General features: G+C 67.0%; 21 protein-coding genes, 2 rRNA genes and 1 riboswitch. Of the genes, 12 read left to right on the top strand and 11 right to left on the bottom strand.

Features of this window, described 5'->3' with window-relative positions; translation table 11 throughout:
• The 3 genes from H0X95_RS28910 to H0X95_RS28900 all read left to right on the top strand — a co-directional run.
• Positions 1-115: ribosomal RNA gene (locus H0X95_RS28910) — 23S ribosomal RNA — on the top strand; the annotation flags it as partial.
• Positions 116-270: 155 nt separating this feature from the next.
• Positions 271-383, top strand: a 5S ribosomal RNA gene (gene rrf, locus H0X95_RS28905).
• Positions 384-930: 547 nt separating this feature from the next.
• Positions 931-2355: a DHA2 family efflux MFS transporter permease subunit gene (locus H0X95_RS28900; RefSeq protein ID WP_012493569.1), complete on the top strand. Its 1425-nt coding sequence runs from the start codon at positions 931-933 to the stop codon at positions 2353-2355.
• Between the two features lie 263 nt (positions 2356-2618).
• Here H0X95_RS28900 and H0X95_RS28895 read toward each other — a convergent pair whose 3' ends face one another.
• From H0X95_RS28895 to H0X95_RS28885, 3 genes are all read right to left on the bottom strand, one after another.
• A complete protein-coding gene (locus tag H0X95_RS28895; protein ID WP_012493568.1) occupies positions 2619-3380 on the bottom strand; it encodes a 2OG-Fe(II) oxygenase in 762 nt (253 codons plus the stop codon).
• A 277-nt stretch (positions 3381-3657) separates the two neighbouring features.
• Positions 3658-5250 carry an inorganic phosphate transporter gene (locus H0X95_RS28890; protein ID WP_006488499.1) on the bottom strand — a complete coding sequence of 531 codons (1593 nt, stop codon included), beginning with the start codon at positions 5248-5250 and terminating at the stop codon, positions 3658-3660.
• A gap of 165 nt (positions 5251-5415) precedes the next feature.
• The gene (locus H0X95_RS28885) at positions 5416-6006 is read right to left on the bottom strand and encodes a histidine phosphatase family protein (protein WP_059720900.1); all 591 of its coding nucleotides are present in this window, start codon (positions 6004-6006) and stop codon (positions 5416-5418) included.
• A gap of 50 nt (positions 6007-6056) precedes the next feature.
• Positions 6057-6195: riboswitch (cobalamin riboswitch) on the top strand.
• Between the two features lie 33 nt (positions 6196-6228).
• On the opposite strand from H0X95_RS28885, the gene H0X95_RS28880 reads away from it, so the two are divergent.
• Entirely contained in the window at positions 6229-6438 is a 210-nt protein-coding gene (locus H0X95_RS28880) for a CbtB domain-containing protein (RefSeq protein WP_006488502.1), read from the top strand.
• Between the two features lie 13 nt (positions 6439-6451).
• A complete protein-coding gene (locus H0X95_RS28875; RefSeq protein WP_058903538.1) occupies positions 6452-7180 on the top strand; it encodes a CbtA family protein in 729 nt (242 codons plus the stop codon).
• A 22-nt stretch (positions 7181-7202) separates the two neighbouring features.
• Here H0X95_RS28875 and H0X95_RS28870 read toward each other — a convergent pair whose 3' ends face one another.
• The gene (locus H0X95_RS28870) at positions 7203-8111 is read right to left on the bottom strand and encodes a LysR family transcriptional regulator (protein ID WP_059720899.1); all 909 of its coding nucleotides are present in this window, start codon (positions 8109-8111) and stop codon (positions 7203-7205) included.
• A gap of 127 nt (positions 8112-8238) precedes the next feature.
• Between H0X95_RS28870 and metE the strand changes: the two genes are divergently transcribed.
• A complete protein-coding gene (gene metE / locus H0X95_RS28865) occupies positions 8239-10533 on the top strand; it encodes a 5-methyltetrahydropteroyltriglutamate--homocysteine S-methyltransferase (RefSeq protein ID WP_059720898.1) in 2295 nt (764 codons plus the stop codon).
• A 116-nt stretch (positions 10534-10649) separates the two neighbouring features.
• Here metE and H0X95_RS28860 read toward each other — a convergent pair whose 3' ends face one another.
• Positions 10650-11975 (bottom strand): MFS transporter, encoded by a 1326-nt coding sequence (locus H0X95_RS28860; protein WP_006495119.1) that lies wholly within the window; start codon positions 11973-11975, stop codon positions 10650-10652.
• Between the two features lie 55 nt (positions 11976-12030).
• Positions 12031-12987, bottom strand: a complete 957-nt coding sequence (gene speB / locus H0X95_RS28855; protein ID WP_006495120.1) for an agmatinase — start codon at positions 12985-12987, stop codon at positions 12031-12033.
• A gap of 140 nt (positions 12988-13127) precedes the next feature.
• On the opposite strand from speB, the gene H0X95_RS28850 reads away from it, so the two are divergent.
• Complete coding sequence (locus H0X95_RS28850; RefSeq protein WP_034203465.1) at positions 13128-14039, top strand: LysR family transcriptional regulator; 912 nt, start codon at positions 13128-13130, stop codon at positions 14037-14039.
• A gap of 64 nt (positions 14040-14103) precedes the next feature.
• Here the strand turns inward: H0X95_RS28850 and H0X95_RS28845 are convergent, their stop codons facing one another.
• Positions 14104-14568 carry an Lrp/AsnC family transcriptional regulator gene (locus H0X95_RS28845; protein WP_006488501.1) on the bottom strand — a complete coding sequence of 155 codons (465 nt, stop codon included), beginning with the start codon at positions 14566-14568 and terminating at the stop codon, positions 14104-14106.
• Positions 14569-14702: 134 nt separating this feature from the next.
• Here H0X95_RS28845 and H0X95_RS28840 point away from each other — a divergent pair, with 134 nt between their 5' ends.
• From H0X95_RS28840 to H0X95_RS28830, 3 genes are all read left to right on the top strand, one after another.
• Positions 14703-15323, top strand: a complete 621-nt coding sequence (locus H0X95_RS28840; RefSeq protein WP_006488495.1) for a LysE family translocator — start codon at positions 14703-14705, stop codon at positions 15321-15323.
• Positions 15324-15596: 273 nt separating this feature from the next.
• Positions 15597-17186 carry a S53 family peptidase gene (locus H0X95_RS28835; protein WP_059720897.1) on the top strand — a complete coding sequence of 530 codons (1590 nt, stop codon included), beginning with the start codon at positions 15597-15599 and terminating at the stop codon, positions 17184-17186.
• A gap of 73 nt (positions 17187-17259) precedes the next feature.
• Entirely contained in the window at positions 17260-18936 is a 1677-nt protein-coding gene (locus H0X95_RS28830; RefSeq protein WP_006483848.1) for a S10 family peptidase, read from the top strand.
• Positions 18937-19010: 74 nt separating this feature from the next.
• Here the strand turns inward: H0X95_RS28830 and nadE are convergent, their stop codons facing one another.
• From nadE to H0X95_RS28815, 3 genes are all read right to left on the bottom strand, one after another.
• Positions 19011-19859, bottom strand: a complete 849-nt coding sequence (gene nadE, locus H0X95_RS28825) for an ammonia-dependent NAD(+) synthetase (protein WP_059720896.1) — start codon at positions 19857-19859, stop codon at positions 19011-19013.
• Positions 19860-20050: 191 nt separating this feature from the next.
• On the bottom strand, positions 20051-20920 hold the full coding sequence (locus H0X95_RS28820) for a DMT family transporter (RefSeq protein ID WP_059720895.1): 870 nt from the start codon (positions 20918-20920) through the stop codon (positions 20051-20053).
• Positions 20921-21120: 200 nt separating this feature from the next.
• Positions 21121-21306 (bottom strand): hypothetical protein, encoded by a 186-nt coding sequence (locus tag H0X95_RS28815; RefSeq protein WP_006480515.1) that lies wholly within the window; start codon positions 21304-21306, stop codon positions 21121-21123.
• 202 nt (positions 21307-21508) lie between these two features.
• On the opposite strand from H0X95_RS28815, the gene H0X95_RS28810 reads away from it, so the two are divergent.
• Together H0X95_RS28810 and H0X95_RS28805 are read left to right on the top strand one after the other, a co-directional pair.
• Positions 21509-22267: a DeoR/GlpR family DNA-binding transcription regulator gene (locus tag H0X95_RS28810; RefSeq protein ID WP_006491117.1), complete on the top strand. Its 759-nt coding sequence runs from the start codon at positions 21509-21511 to the stop codon at positions 22265-22267.
• Between the two features lie 105 nt (positions 22268-22372).
• Positions 22373-24163, top strand: a complete 1791-nt coding sequence (locus tag H0X95_RS28805) for a phospholipase D-like domain-containing protein (RefSeq protein ID WP_059720894.1) — start codon at positions 22373-22375, stop codon at positions 24161-24163.
• Positions 24164-24228: 65 nt separating this feature from the next.
• On the opposite strand, the gene H0X95_RS28800 is transcribed toward H0X95_RS28805, so the two are convergent.
• A complete protein-coding gene (locus H0X95_RS28800; RefSeq protein WP_006491110.1) occupies positions 24229-24903 on the bottom strand; it encodes a TetR family transcriptional regulator in 675 nt (224 codons plus the stop codon).
• Between the last annotated feature and the right edge of the window lie 66 nt (positions 24904-24969).

Genomic DNA, 24969 nt, shown 5'->3' with positions numbered 1-24969 from the left:
TGGGGACTAGATCCCCTTGAAGGGTCGTTCGAGACCAGGACGTTGATAGGTCAGGTGTGTAAGCGCAGTAATGCGTTCAGCTAACTGATACTAATTGCCCGTAAGGCTTGATCCTATAACAAGTCTGCCTTGTAGATCGGCGCCGTGCGAAAGCACCGGCCGCGATCCAGAGCGACATGTTGGATTCTCGTGTGTGATACACACAACCCAAAATTACTGCTTCTTCCCAGATTGGTTGCGCTGGCAACGCCAGCAGAACAACCCTCTTTGCCTGATGACCATAGCGAGTCGGTCCCACCCCTTCCCATCCCGAACAGGACCGTGAAACGACTCTACGCCGATGATAGTGCGGATTCCCGTGTGAAAGTAGGTAATCGTCAGGCTCCCTAAGCCAGAAACCCCCGCCCGAAAGGCGGGGGTTTTTGCATTGGCGCGCCAGAAAAATCGTGCGGCGAAGCGTTGCCAAGGCTACGTCCGCTGGCTCCCCGCTGACGCAATCAATCGGAGCGCCGAGCCCGCCAGTTCCACACTCGCTGTTCGTGCCGTCCGGCATCTCCCGCCACTTCCTTTTGCCAATCGGACCTATCCCTCTTCGGGCCGGTTCCAGCTAATGCTGCACATCCAGCGCCGATAGCTGTGATGGCCGGTGATGAGCGATGTTGATCGACGATGATTGATAAATGCCGCTTCCTGACGAAAGCCCTCGCTTCATCTCCCGACGCTTCGGTGTGCCACATCAAGTGCTCACTCCGCGAGCACAGCGCGAAATCGTCATAAAAAATCTATGCGCATAAAGTTCATTCGCCCGGCATGCTCGACAGAGCGGAGAGCAAGCCCTTCGGGGTAATATCGCCGTTCGTCCCGATTCGCAGGTGCGTGTCTGCATCCCCGGCGATCGGCGTCTTTGGCCTTCCGTCTCCTGCATCGTTCATGACTGACAGCCCCGCCCAAAGTGGTCGGACGACCGACTTCTTGCCGTATCTCGTCGCCGCGACGTTCTTCATGGAGTACCTCGACACGACCGTGATCGCGACTGCGCTGCCGCAAATGGCCAGCTCGTTCGGCGTCGGACCGAATGCGCTGAGTCTCGGGATGACGGCGTACATGCTGGCGCTGGCGGTGTTCATTCCGATCAGCGGCTGGATCGCGGACCGCTATGGTTCGCGTACCGTCTTCGCGAGTGCGATCGTCGTCTTTACCGGCGCGTCGGTGCTGTGCGGGCTGTCCGAAGGGGTGATGTCGTTCACGGCTGCGCGGCTGCTGCAGGGTGTCGGCGGGGCAATGATGGTGCCGGTCGGCCGGATGATCGTCGTGCGCAGTACCGAGAAGGCGAGACTGATGCGCGCGATCGCGACGATCACGTGGCCGGGCATCGTCGCGCCCGTCGTCGGGCCGCCGATCGGCGGCTTCATCACGACCTACGCGTCATGGCGATGGATCTTCCTGTTGAACGTCCCGTTCGGTCTTGCCGCACTCGTTTGTACCTGGCTGATCGTCCGGAATACGCGGGCCGACGAGCAACGGCCGCTCGACTGGGTCGGCTTCGTACTGGCCGGTGGCGCATTGACGTGCCTGCTGATCGGCACGGAAGCGGCCGGACAGCAGGATGTCGACTTCACGCGCGCGGGTGTCCTCGTGGGCGCAAGCGTGCTGTTCGGCATCGCCGCGTGGCTGCATGCGCGACACAGCGCGCATCCGCTGCTCGATTTCACGACGCTGAAGGTGCCGACGTTCTCGGTGACGGTGATCACCGGTTCGATCACGCGGATGGCGATCAACGCCGTCCCGTACCTGCTGCCGCTGCTGTTCCAGATCGGCTTCGGGCTGTCGCCGTTTCAGTCAGGCCTGCTGCTGCTCGCGAGCGCGCTCGGCAATCTCGGGATGAAGGCGGGGACATCGTGGATCCTCGACCGTTACGGCTTTCGGCGTGTCGCGCTCGTCGACGTGACGATCGTCGGCATCTTCACGATCGCATGCGGCTGGCTCACCGCGTCGACGCCGTTGGCGATCACGCTGTTCGTCGTATTCGTCTACGGGCTCACGCGGTCGATGCAGTTCACGACGCTCGCGACGCTGGCCTATGCGGATATCCCGTCTCACCAGACGAGCGCGGCCAGCACGCTGTGGAGCGCCGCGCAGCAGATGACGATCGGGATGGGGATCGCATTTGGCGCATTGTCGCTGCGGCTAGCGGCATTGGTGCGCGGCGATGCGGCCGGCATGCACTACGTGCTCGACGATTTCCGCTGGGCGTTCGTCGCGGCGGGCGTGCTCGCGCTGCTGACGTTGCCGGGCTATGCACGGCTGGCTTCCAATGCTGGCGACCGGCTGCGGGCCAACATAGCGCGAGGATAGGCCCGACTGCAAATCGAATTTGCGGTGCAACCAGTGAGTGCGCTTGTTTTTCGGCGCTCACCCGAGGCGCCGATTCGTCCCGGTGGCGATCGCTTGACGATCAGCGTAACCGGTTTGCCGTCACCGCGGGCGAATGGGCTTGGGCCTGCCGGGCAACCATGCTGGACCGCCGCGCTCTCCGGACAATGACGTGCGGTGCCGGAACGAGCATCAAGGCCGAATGCGATATGCGGACGACAGTAGCGCCGTCGTCCCGATTCCCGCTACTGCGCATCATGGAAGATGATGCCGATCGTGTGGCGATGGCCGCTTCGAATCCGGCTGACGCCGTGGCGCAAGTTGACGCGATAGACGCCGCGGGTTCCCTGCACCGGCCGGCCGTGCACCGCGAAGATCACGGCGTCGCCTTGTGTCAGCGGCACCACTTCCGCGCGCGACTGCATGCGGGGCCGTTGTTCCGTCAACACGAACTCCCCACCACTGAAATCGCGGCCCGGTGCCGACAGCAGGATCGCGACCTGCAGCGGAAACACGTGCTCGCCGTACAGGTCCTGATGGAGACAGTTGTAGTCGTCGGCGCCGTATTGGAGGATCAGCGGCGTCGGACGCGTCTGTCCCGCCGCATGGCAGCGATCGAGGAACGTCGCATGCTCCTTCGGATAACGAACGTCGACTCCGAGTGCCTGGTTCCAGCGATTAGCGATCGGCGCGAGATGCGGGTAGAGCGTCGCGCGCAGCTCGGCGATGACCGCAGGCAACGGATACGCGAAATACTTGTATTCGCCGCGGCCGAAGCCGTGCCGGGCCATCACGACACGTGAACGATAGAGTGCATCGTACGGATAGAGCGACGCGAGTGCATCGCACTCGCTTGCCGACACCAGGCCCGGTACGCGCGCGCATCCGTAGCGATCGAGTTCGCCCTCGACCGTCGGCCAGTCGAGGGCGTCGACGCGTTGCGCGATGTCCAGCGATTCGACGGCAGGTTGCAGATCGGCAATGTTCACGGGCGTACCTCTGGGCATCGGCGGTGTGGGGCCGTGCAGTCGCGCACGGTCGAGTCCACGATGGAAGTTGATGAACCCAGTCTAGCGGCGTCCATGCGCCGGTACGCTCCAGATCTTGCGCTTTAATTCGGATGATGAAACAGCGAAAAGCGGGCTGCGGCATCGGCACACTGAATGTGGTGAGGTACCAGAGAGGTGGCGGAGGAGAAGGAGAAGCGGAGAGGTAGCGAAACGCCAGATCCAGCCTATCGCGGCGGATGGCCGGCTCCCGCCCGCCACCCGCCGCGTCCACAAATCAGGCCAGCGACCGGAACAACCAGTAAAGCCCCGCCGCGAGCGCGATCGACGCCGGCAGCGTCAGCACCCACGCGAGAACGAGGCTGCGCACCGTGCTCCATTGCAACCCGGAGCCGTTCGCCGCCATCGTGCCCGCGACGCCCGACGACAGCACGTGAGTCGTCGACACGGGCAGCCCGTACATGTCGGCGGCGCCGATCGTCAGCATCGCGACGAGTTCGGCCGATGCGCCTTGTCCGTAGGTCAGATGCTGCTTGCCGATTTTTTCGCCGACGGTCACGACGATGCGCTTCCAGCCGACCATCGTGCCGAGGCCCAGCGCGATCGCGACGGCGACCTTCACCCACGTCGGAATGAACTTGGTCGCGTGGTCGAGCTGCTTGCGGTAGTTGTCGATCGCGAGCTTGTCGGCGGCGGCGAACGCGGGTTGCCCCGACTTCTCGATCAGGCGAATGGCCTCGGACACGAGGTACATCGTGTTGCGCACGTTGTCGACGTCGCGTTGCGGCACGGCCGCCATCGAGCCCGACGCGCCGACGGCGGTCGCGAGCGACGTGGACAGCTGCGCGACGGCCGGCAGCACGGCGGGTGTCAGTTCACGGTGCTGCACGTAGTGTTCGACATCGGCACGCGGGTTCGCGGACGGCGCGATGCCGTTCGTGTACTTCCCGAACGTCGCAGCCGCCTGGTTCGCGACCGCCACGAAGGTCTGCGATTCGGCGGGCGTGACGGCCTTGTTCAGCGCATACGCGGTCGGCACCGTGCCGATCAGGATCAGCATGATGAGCCCCATCCCTTTCTGCCCGTCGTTCGACCCGTGGGCGAACGACACGCCGGTGCAGGTGAGGATCAGCAGGCAGCGAATCCAGAACGGCGGCGGCTGATCCTTCGGCGGCTCCTTGTACAGCTCCGGAATCCGCACGAGCGCCTTCAGCACGAGCAGCAGCAGCGACGCGCACAGGAAGCCGACGATCGGCGAGAGCAGCAGCGACTTGCCGACCCCGAGCGCCTGGCCCCAGTCGACGCCGCTCGTGCCGGACGGCCCATGCATCAGCTGGTTCATCAGCCCGACGCCGATGATCGACCCGATCAGCGTATGCGAGCTCGACGACGGCAGCCCGAAATACCAGGTCGCGAGGTTCCACACGATCGCGGCGATCAGCAGCGCGAACACCATCGCGAAGCCCGAGCCGCTGCCGACCTGCAGGATCAGCTCGACCGGCAGCAACTGCAGGATGCCGAACGCGACGGCGCCGCTCGAGACCATCACGCCAAGGAAGTTCCACATGCCCGACCAGATCACCGCGACGTTCGGCGTCAGCGAGTGCGTATAGATCACGGTCGCGACCGCATTCGCGGTGTCGTGGAAGCCGTTGACGAATTCGAAGCCCAGCGCGATCAGCAGGGCGGCGCCGAGCAGCAGGTACGGGAACAGCGTCCCTTCGCGGACCGGCGCCAGATCGGCGACCAGGTGGGTGGCGATATAGACGGCGCCGAGCACGAGCACCAGCAGGAAGGCGGCATAGCCGACCTGCCGGGTGCGCGCGACGGAGCCCGGATTGTTCGGGGCGGACGAAGCAGGTTGATTCATGACGGCATCTCGTAAGGGAACCGCGTCCGATCCTAGCTGCGGCTAGCAGTCAGTTTGATGACAGTCGGGACGGCGAACGGTGTGTCTTACGGGGATGTAAGGCGAATGGCGGCATGCGAGGCAGCGAGTCGCGTCGAGCACTCACATAGTGAACACGACAGCGGCTTACGCGCCGGTATCGCGCTGCTCATCATCCGTCGCCGCCAACGTCCAGCCGGCCGGCGACGCGACGAACGTCGTGAACGACAGCGGCGCAACGTCGAGACGCGCGGCCGCGGCGTGGTCCATCCGCAGCACATGCGCGATGGCCGCGCGGACGATCGGCGCATGCGTGATCGCGATGACGTCGCGCTCGCGCGGCAACCCGTCGAACCACGTGCCGACCCGACGTGCGGCGGCGTCGAACGATTCGCCGCGATGCGGCGACGCGGACGGCGTGCCGATCCACGTGGCAAGTTCGTCAGGCAGATCGCGTGCGAGATCGTGCAGCCGCTTGCCTCGCCAGTCGCCGTAGTCGATGTCGCGCAGCGCGTCGTCGATGTCGGCGTGCAGCCCGAGTGCGTCGGCGGTCTGCGTTGCGCAGCGTGCCGGGCTGCACAGCACGAGCGAGCCGGCGATGGCCGTCCACCGGCCGTGCAGCGCGGCGGCTTCGGCAAGCCCGCGCGCGTCGAGCGGATCGTCGTCGGGAAACGTGCCGGTGCGCATCGCGCGGGTCGAGGCGTGCGCGATCAGGCGCAGCGAGGCATGCAGGTTCATGTCGGTGGTCGGATGATCCGGAGCGGGGCGCGCTTGCCCATCTGTCGTCGCTTCAATACGCGAACGTTCGCGCGTACAATTCGCCCGATACGAAGCGCGGAAGCCGGTGCAATTCCGGCGCGGTCGCGCCACTGTAACCGGGGAATCGATGATCCCGGAAGCCAGACCTGCCTTCGTACCCATCCATCATTTGTCGGGGCGCGATTCCCCTGAGGTGCATCCATGAGCGAAGCAGTGCTGAAGCCGGCGGTCGTGCCGGCACCCATCCCCGTCCGTGAGCTGTTGCCGTGGGCCGTGTTCGTCGGCCTGATCCTGCTGCTCGCCCTGTATTTCGTCGGTGCGGAACAGGGCGCGACGTCGCTCGTGCCGGGCATGTATGTCCACGAATTCGTCCACGACGGCCGCCATCTGCTCGGCTTTCCCTGCCACTGACGCGGAGTAAAAGATGGTCGGAAAGCTGCTCATGCGCGGGATGCTCGCAGGCATCGCCGCGGGCCTCCTCACGTTCGGTTTCGCGAAAGTCGTCGGCGAACCGCAGGTCGATCAGGCGATCGCCCTCGAAGAGAAAACCGCCGCCGCCCAAGGCGAGGCACCGGAGCCGGAACTGGTCAGCCGCCACACGCAGGCCGGCCTCGGGCTACTGACGGGCGTCGTGACCTACGGCGCGGCATTCGGCGGGCTGTTTTCGCTGGTCTTCGCGTATGCGTACGGACGCGGCAGCCGCCTGCCGGCACGGCCGCTGGCCGCGTGGCTCGCGCTGGCGGCGTTCGTCGCGCTCGTGATCGTGCCGAACCTCAAGTACCCGGCCAATCCGCCGTCGGTCGGCGACCCCGACACGATCGGTTATCGCACGGGCCTGTTCTTCCTGATGATCGCGATCTCGATCGCGACGATGGTGTTCTCGGTCAGCGTGCGCCGCCATCTGGTGGCAAAGCTCGGGCAGTGGAACGCGTCGATCGTCGCCGGGCTCGTGTTTGTCGCGATCATCGCGGCCGTGCAGATCGGGCTGCCGTCGGTCAGCGAGTTGCCGGCCGATTTCCCGGCGGCGTTGCTGTGGAAGTTCCGCGTGGCGGCCATCGGCATGCAGGTGATCATGTGGACGACGATCGGCCTGCTATTCGGTGCGTGGGTCGAACGCGGCGAACGCACCGGCACCGGCGTTCGCGCCGCCTGACGCGCGGGCCAGGCGGGCGCGCCTAGCGCAGCATGCGCGGCGCGCTCCACGTCGATTCGCGCGCCAGCGCGACGAACGCGGCCAGATAGTCGATCGCGGCATCCGCTTCGCGGATGCCGAGGAAGATCTGTTTCGCGATGCCGTTCTTGCCGAGCTTGACCGGCACGACCGGCATCCGGTCCGCATACTCGTCGGCGAGCCACCGCGGCAGCGCGGCCACGCCGCGCCCGCTCGCGACCATCTGCAGCATGATGTCGGTCGTCTCGATCGACTTGTGCCGCCTCGGCACGATGCCGGCCGGCGTCAGGAACTGGTTGTAGATGTCGAGCCGGTCGGTTTCGACCGGGTACGTGATCAGGATCTCGTCGGTCAGTTGCTCGGGCGTCACGTAGTCGGCATTCGCGAACCGGTGCGAATCCGCGACCACCAGCACCTGTTCGTAGTCGAACACGGGATCGAAGCGCAGCCCCGGCTTGTTCAGCGGATCGGGCGTCACGAGCACGTCGATGTCGTAACCGAACAGCGCGCCGATGCCGCCGAACTGGAAGCGCTGCTTCACGTCCACGTCGACGTCGGGCCAGCGCGACAGGTACGGCGACACGACCTTCAGCAGCCACTGGTAGCACGGATGGCACTCCATCCCGATACGCAGCGTGCCGCGCTCGCCCTTCGCGTACTGCTTCATCCGTTCCTCGGCGAGCTCGAACTGCGGCAGCAGCCGGTTCGCCAGCTTCAGCAGATACTGCCCGCCCTGCGTGAGCCGCAGGCCGCGGCCTTCGCGGTCCCAGATCGGCGTGCCGAGCTGCTGCTCGATTTTCCTGACGGTATGACTGAGGGCCGACTGCGTGAGGTGCAGCGCATGGGCCGCCGCGGTCAGCGAGCCCTGGCGCTCGACTTCACGAATGACGACGAGATGGAATCGTTCCAGCATGGCTTGCGCACACCCGACGAATACATGAAGAATGTTAATGGATGAATGAAATAATGCCATTTTATTTCATGGTTTGAAATCCCTATGATGGCTGCCGGATCTTCATTTTTCTCTGGACGGCAGCCTCATGGTCACGACACACAACCTCGGTTTTCCGCGCATCGGCGCGAAGCGCGAACTCAAGTTCGGTCTCGAACGCTACTGGAAGGGCGAATCGTCGCGCGACGAACTGAAGGCGCTCGGCGCCGAACTGCGCCGGCGCCACTGGCACGACCAGCGTGACCTCGATCTCGCGCCGATCGGCGATTTCGCGTTCTATGACCAGGTGCTCGACATGAGCTTCACGCTCGGCAACCTGCCGAAGCGCGTGCAGGATTTCCACGGCGATGCGCTCGACAACGCTTTCCGCGTCGCGCGCGGCCGGTCGGCGCAGTCGGCGGAGGCGCATGCCGCGTGCTGCGGCGGGGTCGCGGCCGGCGAAATGACGAAGTGGTTCGACACGAACTATCACTACATCGTGCCGGAGTTCCATGCGGACACGAACTTCTCGCTCGATCCGTCGCGTCTGCTGCAGCAACTGGCCGAAGCGAACGCGCAGGGCGTGAATGCGAAGCCGGTGATTCTGGGCCCCGTCACGTACCTGTGGCTCGGCAAGGCGAAGGACGATTCCGATCGCCTCGCGCTGTTGCCGAAGCTGCTGCCCGTGTACGGCGCGCTGCTCGACACGCTGACCGCGCAGGGCGTCGAATGGGTGCAGATCGACGAGCCGATTCTCGTCACCGAGCTCGATGCCGAATGGCGCCAGGCATTCCGCACCGCGTATGCGGCGCTCGAAACGCGCCGCATCAAGCTGCTGCTCGCCACGTATTTCGGCCAGCTTCAGGACAACCTGACGCTCGCGGCGTCGCTGCCGGTCGACGGCCTGCATATCGACGCGATCAACGCACGCGACGAAGTCGACGCGCTGGTGCGTGAGCTGCCGCCCGAACGCGTGCTGTCGATCGGCGCGATCAACGGCCGCAACATCTGGAAGACGGACCTGAACGCGACGCTCGACTGGCTCGAGCCGCTCGCGAAGCAACTGGGCGACCGGCTGTGGCTTGCGCCGTCGTGCTCGCTGCTGCACGTACCGGTCGATCTCGCGAACGAGGCGAAGCTCGACGCGGAAATCCGCTCATGGCTCGCGTTCGCGCTGCAGAAGCTCGACGAGCTGAAGGTACTCGCGACCGCCCTGAACGAAGGCCGCGACACGGTGGCCGACGCGCTCGCCGCGAATGCCGCCGCGATCGAGTCGCGCCGCCGCTCGCCGCGCGTGAACAATCCGGCGGTGAAGGCCGCGATCGCCCGCATCGACGCGCGGCTCGGCAACCGCGCGAGCCCGTATGCGCAGCGTGCGTCGAAGCAGTCGGCGCGCCTGAACCTGCCGGCGTTCCCCACGACGACGATCGGCTCGTTCCCGCAGACCGCCGAAATCCGCCAGGCGCGCAGCCGGTTCAAGGCCGGCACGCTGGACGAAGCCGGCTATCGCACGGCGATGCAGGCCGAGATCGAACGCAGCGTCCGCGAACAGGAATCGCTCGAGCTCGACGTGCTCGTGCACGGCGAAGCCGAGCGCAACGACATGGTCGAATACTTCGGCGAACAACTCGACGGCTACGCGTTCAGCCAGTTCGGCTGGGTGCAGTCGTACGGTTCGCGCTGCGTGAAGCCGCCGATCCTGTTCGGCGACATCAGCCGCCCGAAGGCGATGACGGTCGAGTGGATCACCTATGCGCAGTCGCTGACGAACAAGCCGATGAAGGGGATGCTGACCGGCCCCGTGACGATCCTGAACTGGTCGTTCGTGCGCGACGACCAGCCGCGCTCGGTGTCGTGCTACCAGCTTGCGCTGGCGATCCGCGACGAAGTGCTCGATCTCGAGCAGGCCGGCGTGCGCGTGATCCAGATCGACGAAGCGGCGCTGCGCGAAGGGTTGCCGCTGCGCCGCGCGCAGTGGAGCGAATACCTGAAGTGGGCGGTCGAGTCGTTCCGCATCACCGCGAATGGCGTGCAGGACGATACGCAGATCCACACGCACATGTGCTATTCGGAGTTCAACGACATCATCGCGTCGATCGCCGACATGGACGCGGACGTGATCACGATCGAGACGTCGCGCTCGGACATGGAGCTGCTCGATGCATTTGACGACTTCAAGTATCCGAACGAAATCGGGCCGGGCGTGTACGACATCCATTCGCCGAACATCCCGACGCAGGATCACATCGTCGGCCTGATGAGGAAGGCGGCCGAACGGATTCCGGCGGAACGCCTGTGGGTGAACCCGGATTGCGGGCTGAAGACGCGTCAGTGGGCGGAAGTGATTCCGGCGCTGACGAACATGGTCGCGGCTGCGAAGACGCTGCGCAATCAGGTGCGGTAGCCACGCGGCAAGCACCGTGCGGCACCGTCGCGATCAACGATCGCGACGGCAAAAAAAAGCGGCCCGCAGAAGCGGGCTGCTTTCGTCATGCGTGCATTTGCGCGATGCGCCAGGCGTTACGCGGTGCGCGTGCCGCGCGGCAGCACCTCGTCCGTCTTGCCGGGTGCACCCGCATCGTCGATGCTGACCCGGCGCGAGATCAGCCACACGCACAGCGACGACAGCACGGCGGCACTCGCGTACTGGATCGCGAGCGGCCACCAGTGCGGCGTGGTGTTCTGCGCGATGACGGTCGCCACCAGCGGCGTGAGGCCGCCGGCGAGCGCGCCGCACACCTGGTACGCGATCGAGATCGCCGTATAGCGGATCCGCGCGACGAAGATGCCGCTGACGAAGCCCGCGACCACCGAGTAGTAGCCCGATTCCGCGAGCGTCGCGAGGCCGACGCCGACCGTGATCGACACCGGCGTGCCGAGGTGCACGAGCGGCAGCATCACGAACGGGACGATCATCGCCCAGGCGCCGGTGATCAGCAGCACGCGCGTGGTGCCGAAGCGTTGCGCGAGGAACGCGGCCGCGAGCTGCACGACGAACTGCAGCACCGCGACGATCGTCATGCAATGCAGCACCATCGACCGGTCGAGCGACAGGAACTGCGTCGCATAACTGATCATGAAGATATTGCTGAAATACACGCCGGCGATCCCGTACACGTTCGCGCCGATCGCGAGCAGCAGCAGCGGCCAGTACTTGAGCGCTTCACGCACCGGGTTCCGCGCGGTGTTGCCGCTCTTCCTGACTTCCTCGAACTCGGGCGACTCGGACACGCTCGCGCGGATAACGAAGCCGACGACCAGCAGCACGGCGCTCGCGAGGAACGGCACGCGCCAGCCCCAGCTCATCATGTCGTCCTTCGACAGCGTGCTGATCGCGCCGAACGCGAGCATCGACAGGATCAGGCCGCTCGCGCTGCCGAGCTGCGCGAACGACGCGAAGAACGTACGCTTGCCTTCCGGCGCGTGCTCGCCGGCCAGCAGGACCGCGCCGCCCCATTCGCCGCCGACCGCGATGCCTTGCAGCACGCGCATCAGCACGAGCAGGATCGGTGCGACCACGCCGGCTTGCGCGTGGGTCGGCAGCAGGCCGATCGCGACCGTCGACACGGCCATCAGCATCAGCGTCGCGAGCAGCGACCGCTTGCGGCCGAAGCGGTCGCCGAGATAGCCGAACAGCACGCCGCCGAGCGGCCGCGCGAAGAAGCCGACCGCGAACGAGCCGAACGACGCGAGCAGGCTGATGAAGCGGTTTTCGCCGGGAAAGAACAGCGGCCCGAATACGATGGCGGCGGCGGTCGCGTAACTATAGAAGTCGTACCACTCGATCGTGGTGCCGACGAACGAAGCGAGCGCTGCCCGCTTCGGTTGCTTGACGGAAGTCCCCATCTTTGTGTGTGCTCCTCTGGAATCCTCTGATTTGGAATAGATGGCGGTGCGGGAATCAGTCGCGGTACGCGACGCCCGGCAGCACGCACAGCAGCTCGTAAGCGAGGTTCGCGCCGAGCAGCGCCGTGGTGCCGAACGGGTCGTACGGCGGCGCGACTTCGACGAGATCGCAGCCGACGATGTTCAGCCCCTTCGCGCCGCGGATGATCTCGAGCGCCTGCGGCACCGTGAGGCCCGCGATTTCCGGCGTGCCGGTGCCCGGCGCGTAGGCGGGGTCGATGCCGTCGATGTCGAAGCTGATGTAGACGGGCGTGTCGCCGATGCGCGCGCGCACTTCTTCCATCAGCGGCGCGAGCGACTTGTTCCAGCATTCCTCGGCCTGGACGACGCGGAAGCCCTGCTCGCGGCACCAGTCGAAATCCTCGGCCGCGTAGCCGGTGCCGCGCAGGCCGATCTGCGTGACCTTGTCGCCGTGCAGCAGGCCTTCCTCGACCGCGCGACGGAACGGCGTGCCGTGCGCGATCTTTTCACCCATCATCGTATCGTTCACGTCGGCGTGTGCATCGACGTGGATCAATGCAACCTTGCCGTGCTTGCGGTGGATCGCGCGCAGGATCGGCAGCGCGATCGTATGGTCGCCGCCGAGCGTGATCGGCTTGCAGTCGTGCTCGAGAATCGCGTCGTACGCGGCCTCGATGCGGGCGATCGAATCGTGCAGGTTGTACGGATTGATCGCGACGTCGCCGATGTCGGCGATCTGCAGCGAATCGAAGGGTGCTGCGCGGGTGGCCATGTTGTACGGGCGCAGCAGCACGGATTCGGTGCGGATCTGGCGCGGGCCGAAGCGCGCGCCGGTGCGGTTGGACGTGCCGAGGTCGAACGGCACGCCGACGAAACAGGCGTCGAGGCCTTCGGCGCTCGCCACGTGCGGCAGGCGCATCATCGTCGCGATGCCGCCGCAGCGCGGCATTTCATTGCCGCCGAGCGGCTGGAAATGGGTGTGGTCGTTCATGGGGGCGTCTCTTCCAGTGTGGGGTTGCCGTATCATGCGACGCGGCTTGGCGCACAGTTTTACGCGCTCCGCCGGGAAAGAAGAATGCGAAGATATCGACGTAAACATCGATTTTCATCGATGTATGGAAGGGGATGAACGTGCTGGGGAATCTGTCGACCCTCGATCTGCGGTTGATCCGCGTGTTTCTCGCGGTCACGGACGCGGGCGGCGTGTCGGCCGCGCAGGCGGTGCTGAACGTCGGCCAGTCGACGATCAGCGCGCAACTGTCGTCGCTCGAGACGCGGCTCGGCTACCGGCTCTGCGAACGCGGCCGCAGCGGCTTCCGGCTCACGCCGAAGGGCGAGCGGTTCCACGCGATGAGCCGCAAGCTGCTCGCGGCGCTCGACGAATTCGGGATGGCCGCGCGGCACATGGACCGCCAGCTGGTCGGCACGCTGAACATCGGCCTGATCGGCCATACGCCGGTGAGCCAGAATGCGCGGATCGCCGAGGCGATCGCCGCGTTCCGCACGCGCGACGAGGCCGTGCGCTTCTCGATTTCGGTGCGCGCGCCCGGCGATCTCGAGGAGAAGCTCCTGAGCGACGAGATCCAGATCGCGGTCGGCTATTTCTGGCACCGCGTGCCGTCGCTGCATTACACGCCGCTGTTCATCGAGCGTCAGGTCGCGTATTGCGGCCGCGGCCATCCGCTGTTCGACGGCGCGGGCACGCTGACGCCGGCCGACGTCGCGGGCTTCGAATGGGCGTGGCGCTCGTATCCGCTGCCCGAGGCGCAACTGTCGACGACGCCCGACCGCGTGACCGCGACCGCCGACAACATGGAGGCCGTCGCGCTGCTGATCCTGTCCGGCCACCATCTCGGCTACCTGCCGCAGCATTTCGCGGCGCCGTACGTCGCGCAGGGGCTGCTCGCGCCGCTCAATCCGGAGCAACTGCGCTACGACGTGACGTTCCACATGGTCGTCGCGCGCAACGGGCGCGGGAATCCGCTCGTGGAGGCGTTCCTCGAGGATCTCGAGCGCGCGCATCAAGCGCCGGACGTCGCATGACACCGGCGCAGCCGGCAAGGTGAACGAGCGTTGCGGCCGGCCGGGCTGGCCGGCCCGGCGCGCATCACGGCACCGGCAAACCCGCGTCGTGCTTCACCTCGCGCAGCGATAGCGCGGATTCGATCGACGTCACGCCCGGCAGCATCCGCAGCGAATCGCGCAGGAACGTGCCGTAGTCGTCGAGGTCGCGCGCGACCACCTGCAGCAGGTAATCGGCCGTGCCCGCGACGTTGTGGCACGCGAGAATCCGCTCGATGCCGAGCACTTCCCGTTCGAACCGGTCGGCGACCTTGCGGTCGTGCGTCGCGAACCGCACGAGCACGAACGCGACCACGCCGAAGCCGAGCGCCTGGCGTGACAGCTGCGCACGATAGCGCTCGATGTAGCCGTCGTTTTCGAGACGTTTGAGGCGCCGGGCGCAAGGCGTCTCGGACAGGCCCACGGATTCGGCGAGCCGTGCGATCGGCAGCCGGCCGTCGCGTTGCACCGCAGCGAGGATCGCGCGGTCGGTTTTGTCGAGGTCGATCATGTTGGCGGAATCCTTGTTCTGACCGGAGGATTGTGGCGGATTCCCCCACGAATCGCCAAGCCTCGGCCAAAGATGGCCAATAATCCCTCCTCCTTCAGCGGCAACATATCGTCATTGGAGGACGGGGGCGGACCATGATTTCCACGCATTTGCTGTTGATTTATCTCGCCGCGCTGGCGGCCATTTATGCGGTGCCGGGGCCCGACATGGCGCTCGTGCTGCAGACCAGCATCGGCCGCGGCGTGCGGCCGGGGATGGCGGCGGCAGCCGGCCTGTCGCTCGCGCGCACCGCGCACGTGACGCTGTCGGCATGCGGCGTCGCGGCGCTGATCCGTAGCGCGCCGTGGCTGTACGAAGTGATCCGCTACGGCGGCGCGCTCTATCTCGCGTATGTCGCGATCCAGGTGTTCCGCTCGCCGGTGTTCGCGCTCGGCGACGGCGACGCGGCGGCGGGCGAGTTGCGGCAGTCGTTCGTGAAGGGGCTGCTGACCAACCTGCTGAACCCGAAGGCGCTGCTGTTCTGCTCGGTGCTGCTGCCGCAGTTCGTGCGGCCCGAGGCCGGGCCGGTCGTCTGGCAGATGTTCGAGCTCGGCGCGCTGCTGGTGGCGGCCGGCGTGTGCTTCGACCTCGCGTGCGTGTTCGGCGCGTCGCGCATCGCGGCGTGGATGCGTGCGCATCCGCTCGCGCAGACGGTGCAGCGCTGGACCTTTTCCGCGGCGCTGATCGGGTTCGCGCTGCGGCTGTCGATGGACTGAGCGTCGTCGCGGCATGGTCGCCGCGCGGGCCGATCGGCCCTGCGGCGCGCCGTGAGGGATCAATGCAGGCCGCGCGCAATGCCGGCCTTCGCGCGCATGCCTTGCCGCAGCAGGGCGTGCGCGCAAATCGTCTGACTGTTCTAAACTTCCTTTAACTTCGCGCGGTCGCACACGCGCTGTCGCGAACCGGCTGACCGAACGGAACCGTCTTCCGCAGGCTATGTCCGATTTCCTGGCTGTTCCGTGCAACGCGGTACCAAGGAGGGTCTGAACATGGCAAGGCATCTTCAAGCCGACCGTGAGCCCCGCATCGTGGCCGAGTCCAAGTGCCTCGGCCAGTGCGATCCGGCAGAACGCATTCACGTCACGATCATGTTGCGGCGGCAGGAAGAAGGGCAACTCGATGCATTGGTTCACCAGCTCGCCACCGGCGACGCCCGCGCAAAACCGGTGTCGCGCGACGCGTTCGCGCAGCGTTTCTCCGCCAATCCCGACGACATCCGCAAGACCGAGGCGTTCGCGCGACGTCACCAGTTGACGGTCGATCGCGTCGATCCGGTCGAAAGCGTCGTCGTGCTGTCCGGCACGATCAGGCAGTTCGAAACCGCGTTCAGCGTGAAGCTCGAGCGTTTCGAGCATCGTTCGATCGGCCAGTACCGCGGCCGCTCGGGCCCGATCGCGCTGCCCGACGAGCTCGGCGATGCGGTGACGGCGGTGCTCGGCCTCGACAGTCGCCCGCAGGCGCGGCCGCACTTCCGCTTTCGTCCGCCGTTCAAGCCGGCGCGCGGCGCGGCGGCCGTCACGTTCACGCCGATCCAGCTTGCGTCGCTGTACGACTTTCCGGCCGGCGACGGCGCCGGGCAATGCATCGCGATCATCGAGCTCGGCGGCGGCTATCGCGCGGCCGACATTCAGCAGTATTTCCGCGGGCTCGGCATCACGACACCGCCCAAGCTCGTCGACGTGAACGTCGGCACCGGCCGCAATGCGCCGACCGGCGAGCCGAACGGCCCGGACGGCGAAGTCGCGCTCGACATCGAAATCGCCGGCGCGATCGCACCGGCCGCGAAGATCGCCGTCTACTTCGCGCCGAACAGCGACGCAGGCTTCATCCAGGCCGTCAACGCGGCCGTGACCGACAAGACGAACCAGCCGTCCGTGATCTCGATCAGCTGGGGCGGCCCGGAAGCGATCTGGCAGGCGCAGTCCGCACACGCGTTCAACCGCGTGCTGCAGGCGGCCGCCGCGCAGGGCATCACCGTCTGCGCGGCGTCCGGCGACAGCGGCTCGGGCGACGGGCTGCAGGATGGCGCCGATCACGTCGACTTCCCCGCGTCGAGCCCGTACGTGCTCGGCTGCGGCGGCACGCAGCTCGACGCGCTGCCCGGGCAGGGCATTCGCAGCGAGGTCACGTGGAACGACGAGGCGTCGGGCGGCGGCGCGGGTGGCGGCGGCGTCAGTGCGCTGTTCGACCTGCCGGCGTGGCAGCAGGGGCTGAAGATCGCGCGCGCCGACGGCAGCAGCACGCCGCTCGCGAAGCGCGGCGTGCCGGACGTGGCCGGCGACGCGTCGCCGCAGACGGGCTACGAAGTGTCGGTGGCCGGCACGCCCGCGGTGATGGGCGGCACGAGCGCGGTCGCGCCGCTGTGGGCCGCGCTGATCGCGCGGATCAATGCGGCGGCCGGCGCGTCGGCCGGCTGGATCAATCCGGTGCTGTACAAGCACCCGGGCGCGCTGCGCGACATCACGAAAGGATCGAACGGCACCTATGCGGCCGCGTCGGGCTGGGACGCGTGCACGGGCCTCGGCAGCCCGAACGGCGCGCAGCTCGCCACGATCCTCGCGCGCAAGCCGTCGAGCTGACGCGCCGGCGCACGCCTTTCCGTTCGACGCGGGTGGTCTGCCCGCGTCTTTTTTCACCTCCAGGAGCAGCACGATGGGCATCGATTCCGCATCTTCCGGCGGCGTGTATCCGCTGCATCACGGCGACCACAATTCGCATGGCGTGCCGCCGACCATCAACCCGGTCGCGCTGAGCCACGGCCGCGACCAGCCGTTCTTCGACCCGGTCGCGTACGGCAACGGCCCGGACGATTCGGTGACCGACACGACCGAGGCGGCCGCGATCACGCACCACACGATCCTGATCGACGGGAAACGCATCGCGTACACGGCGACGGTCGGCCATCTGGTGACCGTCGATCCGAGCAGTTCGCAGCCGGCCGCGAAGATTTTCTACGTCGCGTTCACGGCCGACGGCGCGAAGGAGGAAACGCGGCCCGTGACGTTCTTCTATAACGGCGGGCCCGGTTCGTCGTCGGTGTTCGTGCTGCTCGGCTCGTTCGCGCCGAAGCGCATCAAGACGTCGATGCCGGGGTTCACGCCGCCCGCGCCGTACCAGATCGAAGACAATCCGGACAGCATGATCGACCACAGCGACCTGGTGTTCATCAACCCGGTCGGCACCGGCTATTCGGCGGCCGTCGCGCCGAACAAGAACCGCGACTTCTGGGGCGTCGACCAGGATGCGAATTCGCTGAAGCAGTTCATCAAGCGCTACCTGACGAAGAACAACCGCTGGAATTCGCCGAAATACCTGTTCGGCGAATCGTACGGCACCGCGCGCAGCTGCGTGCTCGCGTACAAGCTGCACGAGGACGGCGTCGACCTGAACGGCGTCACGCTGCAATCGTCGATCCTCGACTACCGGCAGGCCGGCAACCCGGTCGGTACGCTGCCGACCGCCGCGGCCGATGCGTGGTATCACAAGAAACTCGGCATCAAGCCGCCGCCGAGCGATCTCGGCGCGTTCGTCGAGGAGGTCGCGCAGTTCGCGCGCACCGACTACCTGAGCGCGCTGCGCGCGGTGCCGCATGCGAACCCGGCCACCGTGCAGAAACTGTCGCAATACACGGGCATCGATACGGCGACGCTGCAGTCGTGGGGGCTGAATATCGCCGGCTACGACGCGCGCGGCAATTCGCTGTTCCTGACGACGCTGCTGCATGCGCAGGGGCTCGCGCTCGGTTCGTACGACGGTCGCGTGACCGGGATCTCGTCGGGTATCGCCGGCAAGATCGACCCGAATTCGGGCGGCAACGATCCGACGATGACGGCCGTGACGGGCGTCTATACGGCGATGTGGAACAGCTACCTGAACGAGCAGCTGAAGTTCACGTCGAATTCCGCGTTCACGGACCTGAACGACCAGGCGTTCCAGAACTGGGATTTCAGCCACATCGACCCGACCGGCGCGCAGCAGGGCATCGATGCGCAGGGGAACGTGATCCTCTACACGGCCGGCGACCTCGCCGCGGTGATGGCGTTGAACGTCGACCTGAAGGTGCTGTCGGCGAACGGCTTCTACGATTTCGTCACGCCGTTCTACCAGACCGTGATCGATCTGCAGCAGATGCCGCTGGAGGACCAGAAGGTGCGGCAGAACCTGTCCGCGCGGTTCTATCCGTCGGGGCACATGGTGTATCTCGACGGTGGCTCGCGCACCGCGCTCAAGCGCGATCTCGCGACGATGTACGACGCGACGGTCAGCGATACGGGCGCGCGGATGCGGATTCGTGCACTGCAGGCGAAGAAGACGGGCGGGCACGCGTAGCGTTGCCCGTCCCGAGAGTGCCGCGCGCGGCCGTGACGGTGCGCGCGGCGGTATGTCGGTAGCCGGGGGCCGGCTTACGCGGCCGGCCAGTCGAACATCGTGTACGGCAGCGCGCGCTTGTGGCGCGAGCCGTCGTAGAAGCGCAGCACCGTTTCGTAGACGCGGTCGGCGACCGGCTTGCCTTCGAGGAAATCGTCGATCTCGTCGTAGGTCACGCCATACGCGTGCTCGTCCGGGCGCAGCGGGCGCAGTTCCTCGAGGTCGGCCGTCGGCACCTTCATCACGATCAGCTCCTCGCCGCCGAGCGCGCGCGCCACCCCGCGCACGCGGCGCTTGTTCAGGCCCGCGAGCGGCAGGATGTCCGCGCCGCCGTCGCCGAACTTCGTGAAGAAACCCATCAGCGATTCGGCCGCGTGATCGGTGCCGATCACGATGCCGCGCCGCGCGCCGGCCACCGCGTACTGCGCGATCATGCGCTCGCGCGCCTTGATGTTGCCGTGCACGAAATCCTGTTGCGCCGGGGTGTCGAACGCGTGGCCGGAGGCGACCAGCGAACGGAGCATCGCATTGGCGGCCGGCTTCACGTCGACCGTCAATACCTCGTCCGCGCGCACGAATGCCAGCGCGCGCTGTGCATCCTCTTCGTCGTTCTGCACGCCGTTCGGCAAGCGCATCGCGATGAAGCGCGCATCGTAGCCGTCGGCGCGCAGGCGCTCGACCGACAGTTGCGCGAGCCGGCCGGCCGTCGACGAATCGACGCCGCCGCTGATGCCGAGCACGTAGGTCCGCAGGCCGGTCGAACGAAGGTACTGCGCGAGGAAGTCGATGCGGCGGTCGATTTCGGCTTCGGCGTCGAAGTGCGGGGCGACGTTCAGTTCGGCAATGATCGCGCGTTGGCGGCTGGCGTAATCGACGGATGTCATGAAGGAAGTTCCGGAACGAAATGCAAGGCGCTCATCATAAGCGCAATCGCGGCGTGCCGCCGCGCCGGGCCGGCGATCCGGCGGTTTTGCGTTGCATCGACGAGACGCGGCGCATCGCCGTGGTGCACGGTGCGCCGGGCGGGGGCAGGATGCCGCGCGAAGGGCTCCCGGGCGGGCGCCCGGGGGCGGCGTCAGCGCCGCGCGAGCACGACGCCCACCAGCGCGAGCGCGAAACCGGCGAGCTGGATCGCGGCGAGCGTTTCGCCGAACAGCCCGTAACCCTGCAGCGCGGCCAGCGGCGGCGCGAGAAACAGCAGCGACGTCGCGCGTGCCGCATTGCCGCGCCGCAGCATCCACATCAGCATCGTGACCGCGCCGCCGGACAGGAACACGACGCCCCACACGAGCGACACCCACAGCGCCGGCGCGCCGATCCAGCGGGTTTCATGGAGCAGCAGGACGAACACGGCCGCGACGATCGCCGCGCCGAAATTCTGCACGGCGACCGCGGTGCGCAGGTCGCTCTGCGCGAGCTTGCCTTTCTGGTACAGCGAGCCGGCGGTGATCGACCCGACCGCGAGGACCGACACGGCGACGACGAGCCACGCCGGCGCGGCGCCCGGCGGCGGCGCGACGCCGCCCGTGACCTTCGGCGCGAGCACGAGCGCGACGCCGGCCAGCCCGAGCGCCATGCCGAGCCAGCCGCGCGCGGGCAGGCGTTCGTTGAACAGCGGGACCGCGAGCACGGCGGTGGCGAGCGGCTGCAGCGCGCCAAGCAGCGCCATCACGCCCGCATTCAACCCTTGCGCGACGGCCCAGTAGCTCGCGCCGAGATAGACGCCTTGCAGCAGCGCGCCGGCGATCAGGTGGCGCGGCCATTCGCGGCGGGCCGGCCACGGCGCGCGCGCGACGAGCGCGACCACGCCGAACAACGCGGCCGTGCCCGCGAAGCGCGCGAGCAGGAACAGGTTCGGGTCGGCGTAGGGCTTGATCGCCCGGGCAACGATGAAGCCGGTGGACCAGAGCGCGACGAAGGCGGCGGCGACGATCGAGGTAAGCATGCGTGACGGGCCGCGAGGCGGCCGGACAGAACCGGAAAGTCAGCCAGTATCGGACGAAGCGGTGCCGGCGTCTTGTCGAATCCTGCACTCGTGCCACGCGATGCGTGATCGTGCCGGCGGTCAGCGCGCGCCGGATGTGTGGTGCCGCGGGGATGCGTGCCCCGCACGCTGCTGCGCGGAGGGGCGCGCAGCGGCGACGATCAGTCGATCGAGAACGTATCGAGCGGCTGGTTGGCGCGCGCGTCGGTCGCGAAGCGCGCGGCGAGCTGTTCGTAGAGCCGGCGCGCTTCGTCGAGCGTCAGGTCGATCCAGTACGGATCACCCGCCGCGTCGTTGAGGCGTTCCGGCGGAAACTGGATTTCGATCACACTGCCTTTGCGATACATGGCGCGAGCCCCTTGGTTGGTCGTTCGGCGAAGCGCAAAGTGTAGCGCCCGCCGCCGCGCGGATTCGCGCGCGCCGGACAATACTGAATTTCGCTTTCGGGAAACGCGCCGGCCGCGCTTCCCGGCGTCGTCAAATGGTCGTCAAACGTCCGTAATACAATGGCCGGCTTACCCATTACCAGTCGCCTCGGGCGCACACGCGATGCTGGCGGAACAACGTCATCAATACATCCTGTCGGAGCTCGGACGGTCGGGCGCGCTGTCGGTCGCGGAACTCGTGCGTTCGCTCGACGTGTCGCGCGAAACCGTGCGGCGCGACCTGAACGCGCTGGCCGCGCGCGGGCTGCTCGTGATGACGCACGGCGGCGCGCTGGCCGCGGATCGCCGCGAGCCGAGCCTGTCCGAGCGCGAGGCCGCGAACGCCGACGCGAAGCGCACGATCGGGCGGCGCGCGGCCGAATTCGTGCCCGACGATGCATCGGTGCTGATCGATTCGGGCAGCACGCCGCATGCGGTCGCGCTGGCGCTGGCCGACCGGCACCGGCTGTCGATCTACACGAACGACTGGCGTACCGCGTTCGTGCTCGCGCGGCGCAACGGCAACCGCGTGACGCTGCTCGGCGGCGAGCTGTCCGACGACGAGGACGCCACCTTCGGGCTCGACACGATCCACCAGCTCGCGCAATACCACGTCGATTTCGCGTTCGTCGGCGCCGGCGGCATCACGCCCGACGGCGAATGCACCGATTACTCGCGGCTCGCGGCCGAAGTGCGCAGCCGGATGATCGCGGCGGCGGGCACGGCGATCATCGTCGCCGACCATTCGAAATTCGGCCGCGTGACGCCGGTGCGGATCAACGGCGCGGCCGCCGCCCGCTATCTGGTGACCGAGCGCGCGCCCGACAAGGCCGTGCGCCGCGCGCTGACGGCGCGCGGGATCGAACTGCTCGTGTGCGACTGACGCGCGTCCGACATACAAGGTTCATCGAACGGTCATCGCGCGGGAAGAACCGCCATCGAGACTGACTCATTCACCTCGACCGGCCGTCAGGCCAGGGAGCAACGAATGACCGTCAGCGTGCGCAGCTATCTTTCCCCCACCCTGGTCCTGCTGGCTTTCGACTGGCCCGATGCGGCGTCGCGGTCCGATTTCCTCGGCTTCGCGATCCGGCGCACGCCGGGCTTCTGGTCGGCCGACGGCAAGACGCGTGCGCCGGACAGCTGGCTGCCCAACCGCCTGACGTTCGACGGCCCGGCCGCCGACACGCAGGGCGATGCGCCGACCGATCAGGCGCCGATCCAGAAATTCATGTGGTGGGATGCACGCATCGATCCGCAGGACCGCGACGCGTCGTTCCGCTACGACGTCTATCCGGTCGTCGGCACGCCGGCGAACCTGCAGGTGCTCGACGCGCAAGCCGGCGTGTGCGACGTCGTGCTGCCCGCGCATATCGAGGACGGCATCGGCACGTGGTTCAACCGCGCGGTGGTCAGCTCGCAGGCGTTCGCGAAGCAGGTTGCTGCGCTGGGGCTCGCGCCGAACGAGGCGCCGAGCGCCGCGCAGGCGCTGAAACTGCGCACGTGGCTCGCGAACGACATGGAGCAGGTGTTCGCGCAGATGCTCGATCCGGCGTCGCGCGCGGTGTCGGCCGTCTATCACCTGACCGACTCGCTGTGGGCGCTGCCCGCGTTCGACGCGTTCGGCCGCCGGCACGGCGCAGCGTCGCTCGCGATCGTCTACGACGCGCACACGACGGCGCGCAAGGGCAAGCCGCCGCTGCCGTCGCCGAACCAGCCGGCCGTCGATGCGCTGCAGGGCCTCGCGACGCTCGCGCCGCGCGACCGGACGCACATCATGCACGACAAGTTCATCGTGACCGATGCACCGTCGAACCCGGCGCCCGCGCGCGTGCTGACCGGTTCCGCGAACTTCACGACCGAAGGGCTGACCGAGCAGGCCAACGTGCTGCACGCGTTCGACTCGCCCGCGCTCGCCGCGCTGTACAACGAGCGCGCCCACGCGCTGGCCGGGAATCCGTCGATCGCGGAGACCGCGCGACTGTCGCCGGGCTGGTCGGCGCCGATGACGATCGGCAGCGCGCAGGTGCGCGTCGCATACTCGCCGGAGCCGGCGGGGCAGCGTACCGAGATCGATACGATCGTCGCCGCGATCGCGGCCGCGAAGCATTCGGTGTCGTTCTGCCTGTTCATGCCGACCGACGCGGCGCTGCGCGATGCATGCTTCGCGGCCGGCGATCGCGGGCTGATGATGTTCGGCCTCGTGAACCGGATCAACGCGGGCAGCGCAACGAAGGCCGACGCTGCGCAGCAGGCCGGCCAGTCGCTCGATGCGGCCACGCTCGCGAACCTCGAGCTGTACCACCGCAGCCGCGACAACCACGACGTGATCGATGCGTCGTATTTCTCGCCGGCTACCGTGCCGCAAGGTTTCGAGCCGGAGTTGCGGCTTTTCCCGGGCGAACCGGCGCCGGCCTTTCCGCCCGTGGTGATCCATCACAAGTTCATCGTGATCGATGCGGAAGGCGCGAATCCGGTCGTCTATACGGGCTCGGCGAACATGAGCCGCAATTCCGAGCAGTACAACGACGAGAACCTGCTCGAGATCCGCGACAAGCGGATCGCGGCGATCTATCTCGCGGAATTCCTGCGGCTTTACGAGCACTACCGCGCCCGCGCGCTGGCGATCCACGCGAAGCAGCAGCACGGTACGGGCGCGGGTACGCATGCGCGGCTCGCGCTTGCGCCCGATTCGAGCTGGGCGAAGAAGTATTACGTGGCGGGCAGCCCGGAACAGAAGGCGCGGATCGCGCTGGCGTCGACCGCGCCGACGGACTGATGGGCTGACGCGCCGAAATGCAAAGGGCGCGAACGAGTCGCGCCCCGGCCGGCTGCTGGCGCCGCTTACGCGGCGACGTAGCGGAGCACCGCGTCGGCGATCGTGTCGCGATGGCGCGCGCGCAGGCGCGGCGCCGACGGATCGCGGCCGAACGCGGCGCCGAACGTGTAGCGGTTCGACACGCGATGGAAGCAGAACGAGCTGATCAGCAGGTGCAGGTCGAACGCGTCGATGTCCTTGCGGAACGCGCCGCTGGCCGCGCCGCGCTCGACCAGTTCCTCGAGCGTCTTGATGATGCTGACGTTGCGGTTCTTGAACGACTTGAGCTGTTCGAGATATTTCGCGCCGTGGATGTTCTCGATCGACACGAGGCGCACGAAATCGCGATGCTTGTCGTGGTAGTCGAACGTGAATTCGACGAGACGGCGCATGCCTTCGCGCGGCTCCATGTCGCCGACGTGCAGTTCCTGCTCGAGCGCGCGGATGTCGCCGTACACCTTCTCCAGCACGGCCTCGTACAGGCCTTCCTTGCTGTCGAAGTAGTAATAGAGCATCCGCTTCGTCGTGTTGGTGCGCTCGGCGATCGCGTCGACGCGCGCGCCGGCGAGGCCCATCGCAGAGAATTCCTGCGTGGCGACATCGAGGATGTTGCGCTTGGTTTGCTCGGGATCGTATTTACGCCGCGCATCGGACGCAAGCGCGCGGGTGTCGGACGTGGCGGCCTTGCTTCCTGCTTTCATGTGACTTTATTGTGGTTCGCGGCGGCTTGGAAAAGGCATTCTAGCATGCGGGAAATGGCCGCCCGG

Source organism: Burkholderia sp. 9779_493 (assembly GCF_015712215.1).
GTDB lineage: Bacteria > Pseudomonadota > Gammaproteobacteria > Burkholderiales > Burkholderiaceae > Burkholderia > Burkholderia cenocepacia.
This window is presented reverse-complemented; position numbering and strand designations above follow the sequence as displayed.

Excerpts from the sequence above, each read along its gene's own strand:
- nadE (WP_059720896.1), bottom strand. The coding sequence starts at position 19,859 with ATGACATCCGTCGATTACGCCAGCCGCCAACGCGCGATCATTGCCGAA.
- H0X95_RS28840 (WP_006488495.1), top strand. The coding sequence starts at position 14,703 with ATGATTTCCACGCATTTGCTGTTGATTTATCTCGCCGCGCTGGCGGCC.
- H0X95_RS28810 (WP_006491117.1), top strand. The coding sequence starts at position 21,509 with ATGCTGGCGGAACAACGTCATCAATACATCCTGTCGGAGCTCGGACGG.
- H0X95_RS28835 (WP_059720897.1), top strand. The coding sequence starts at position 15,597 with ATGGCAAGGCATCTTCAAGCCGACCGTGAGCCCCGCATCGTGGCCGAG.
- H0X95_RS28800 (WP_006491110.1), bottom strand. The coding sequence starts at position 24,903 with ATGAAAGCAGGAAGCAAGGCCGCCACGTCCGACACCCGCGCGCTTGCG.
- H0X95_RS28900 (WP_012493569.1), top strand. The coding sequence starts at position 931 with ATGACTGACAGCCCCGCCCAAAGTGGTCGGACGACCGACTTCTTGCCG.
- H0X95_RS28830 (WP_006483848.1), top strand. The coding sequence starts at position 17,260 with ATGGGCATCGATTCCGCATCTTCCGGCGGCGTGTATCCGCTGCATCAC.
- H0X95_RS28820 (WP_059720895.1), bottom strand. The coding sequence starts at position 20,920 with ATGCTTACCTCGATCGTCGCCGCCGCCTTCGTCGCGCTCTGGTCCACC.
- metE (WP_059720898.1), top strand. The coding sequence starts at position 8,239 with ATGGTCACGACACACAACCTCGGTTTTCCGCGCATCGGCGCGAAGCGC.
- H0X95_RS28895 (WP_012493568.1), bottom strand. The coding sequence starts at position 3,380 with ATGCCCAGAGGTACGCCCGTGAACATTGCCGATCTGCAACCTGCCGTC.
- H0X95_RS28845 (WP_006488501.1), bottom strand. The coding sequence starts at position 14,568 with ATGATCGACCTCGACAAAACCGACCGCGCGATCCTCGCTGCGGTGCAA.
- H0X95_RS28890 (WP_006488499.1), bottom strand. The coding sequence starts at position 5,250 with ATGAATCAACCTGCTTCGTCCGCCCCGAACAATCCGGGCTCCGTCGCG.
- H0X95_RS28880 (WP_006488502.1), top strand. The coding sequence starts at position 6,229 with ATGAGCGAAGCAGTGCTGAAGCCGGCGGTCGTGCCGGCACCCATCCCC.
- H0X95_RS28885 (WP_059720900.1), bottom strand. The coding sequence starts at position 6,006 with ATGAACCTGCATGCCTCGCTGCGCCTGATCGCGCACGCCTCGACCCGC.
- H0X95_RS28815 (WP_006480515.1), bottom strand. The coding sequence starts at position 21,306 with ATGTATCGCAAAGGCAGTGTGATCGAAATCCAGTTTCCGCCGGAACGC.
- speB (WP_006495120.1), bottom strand. The coding sequence starts at position 12,987 with ATGAACGACCACACCCATTTCCAGCCGCTCGGCGGCAATGAAATGCCG.
- H0X95_RS28860 (WP_006495119.1), bottom strand. The coding sequence starts at position 11,975 with ATGGGGACTTCCGTCAAGCAACCGAAGCGGGCAGCGCTCGCTTCGTTC.
- H0X95_RS28870 (WP_059720899.1), bottom strand. The coding sequence starts at position 8,111 with ATGCTGGAACGATTCCATCTCGTCGTCATTCGTGAAGTCGAGCGCCAG.
- H0X95_RS28805 (WP_059720894.1), top strand. The coding sequence starts at position 22,373 with ATGACCGTCAGCGTGCGCAGCTATCTTTCCCCCACCCTGGTCCTGCTG.
- H0X95_RS28875 (WP_058903538.1), top strand. The coding sequence starts at position 6,452 with ATGGTCGGAAAGCTGCTCATGCGCGGGATGCTCGCAGGCATCGCCGCG.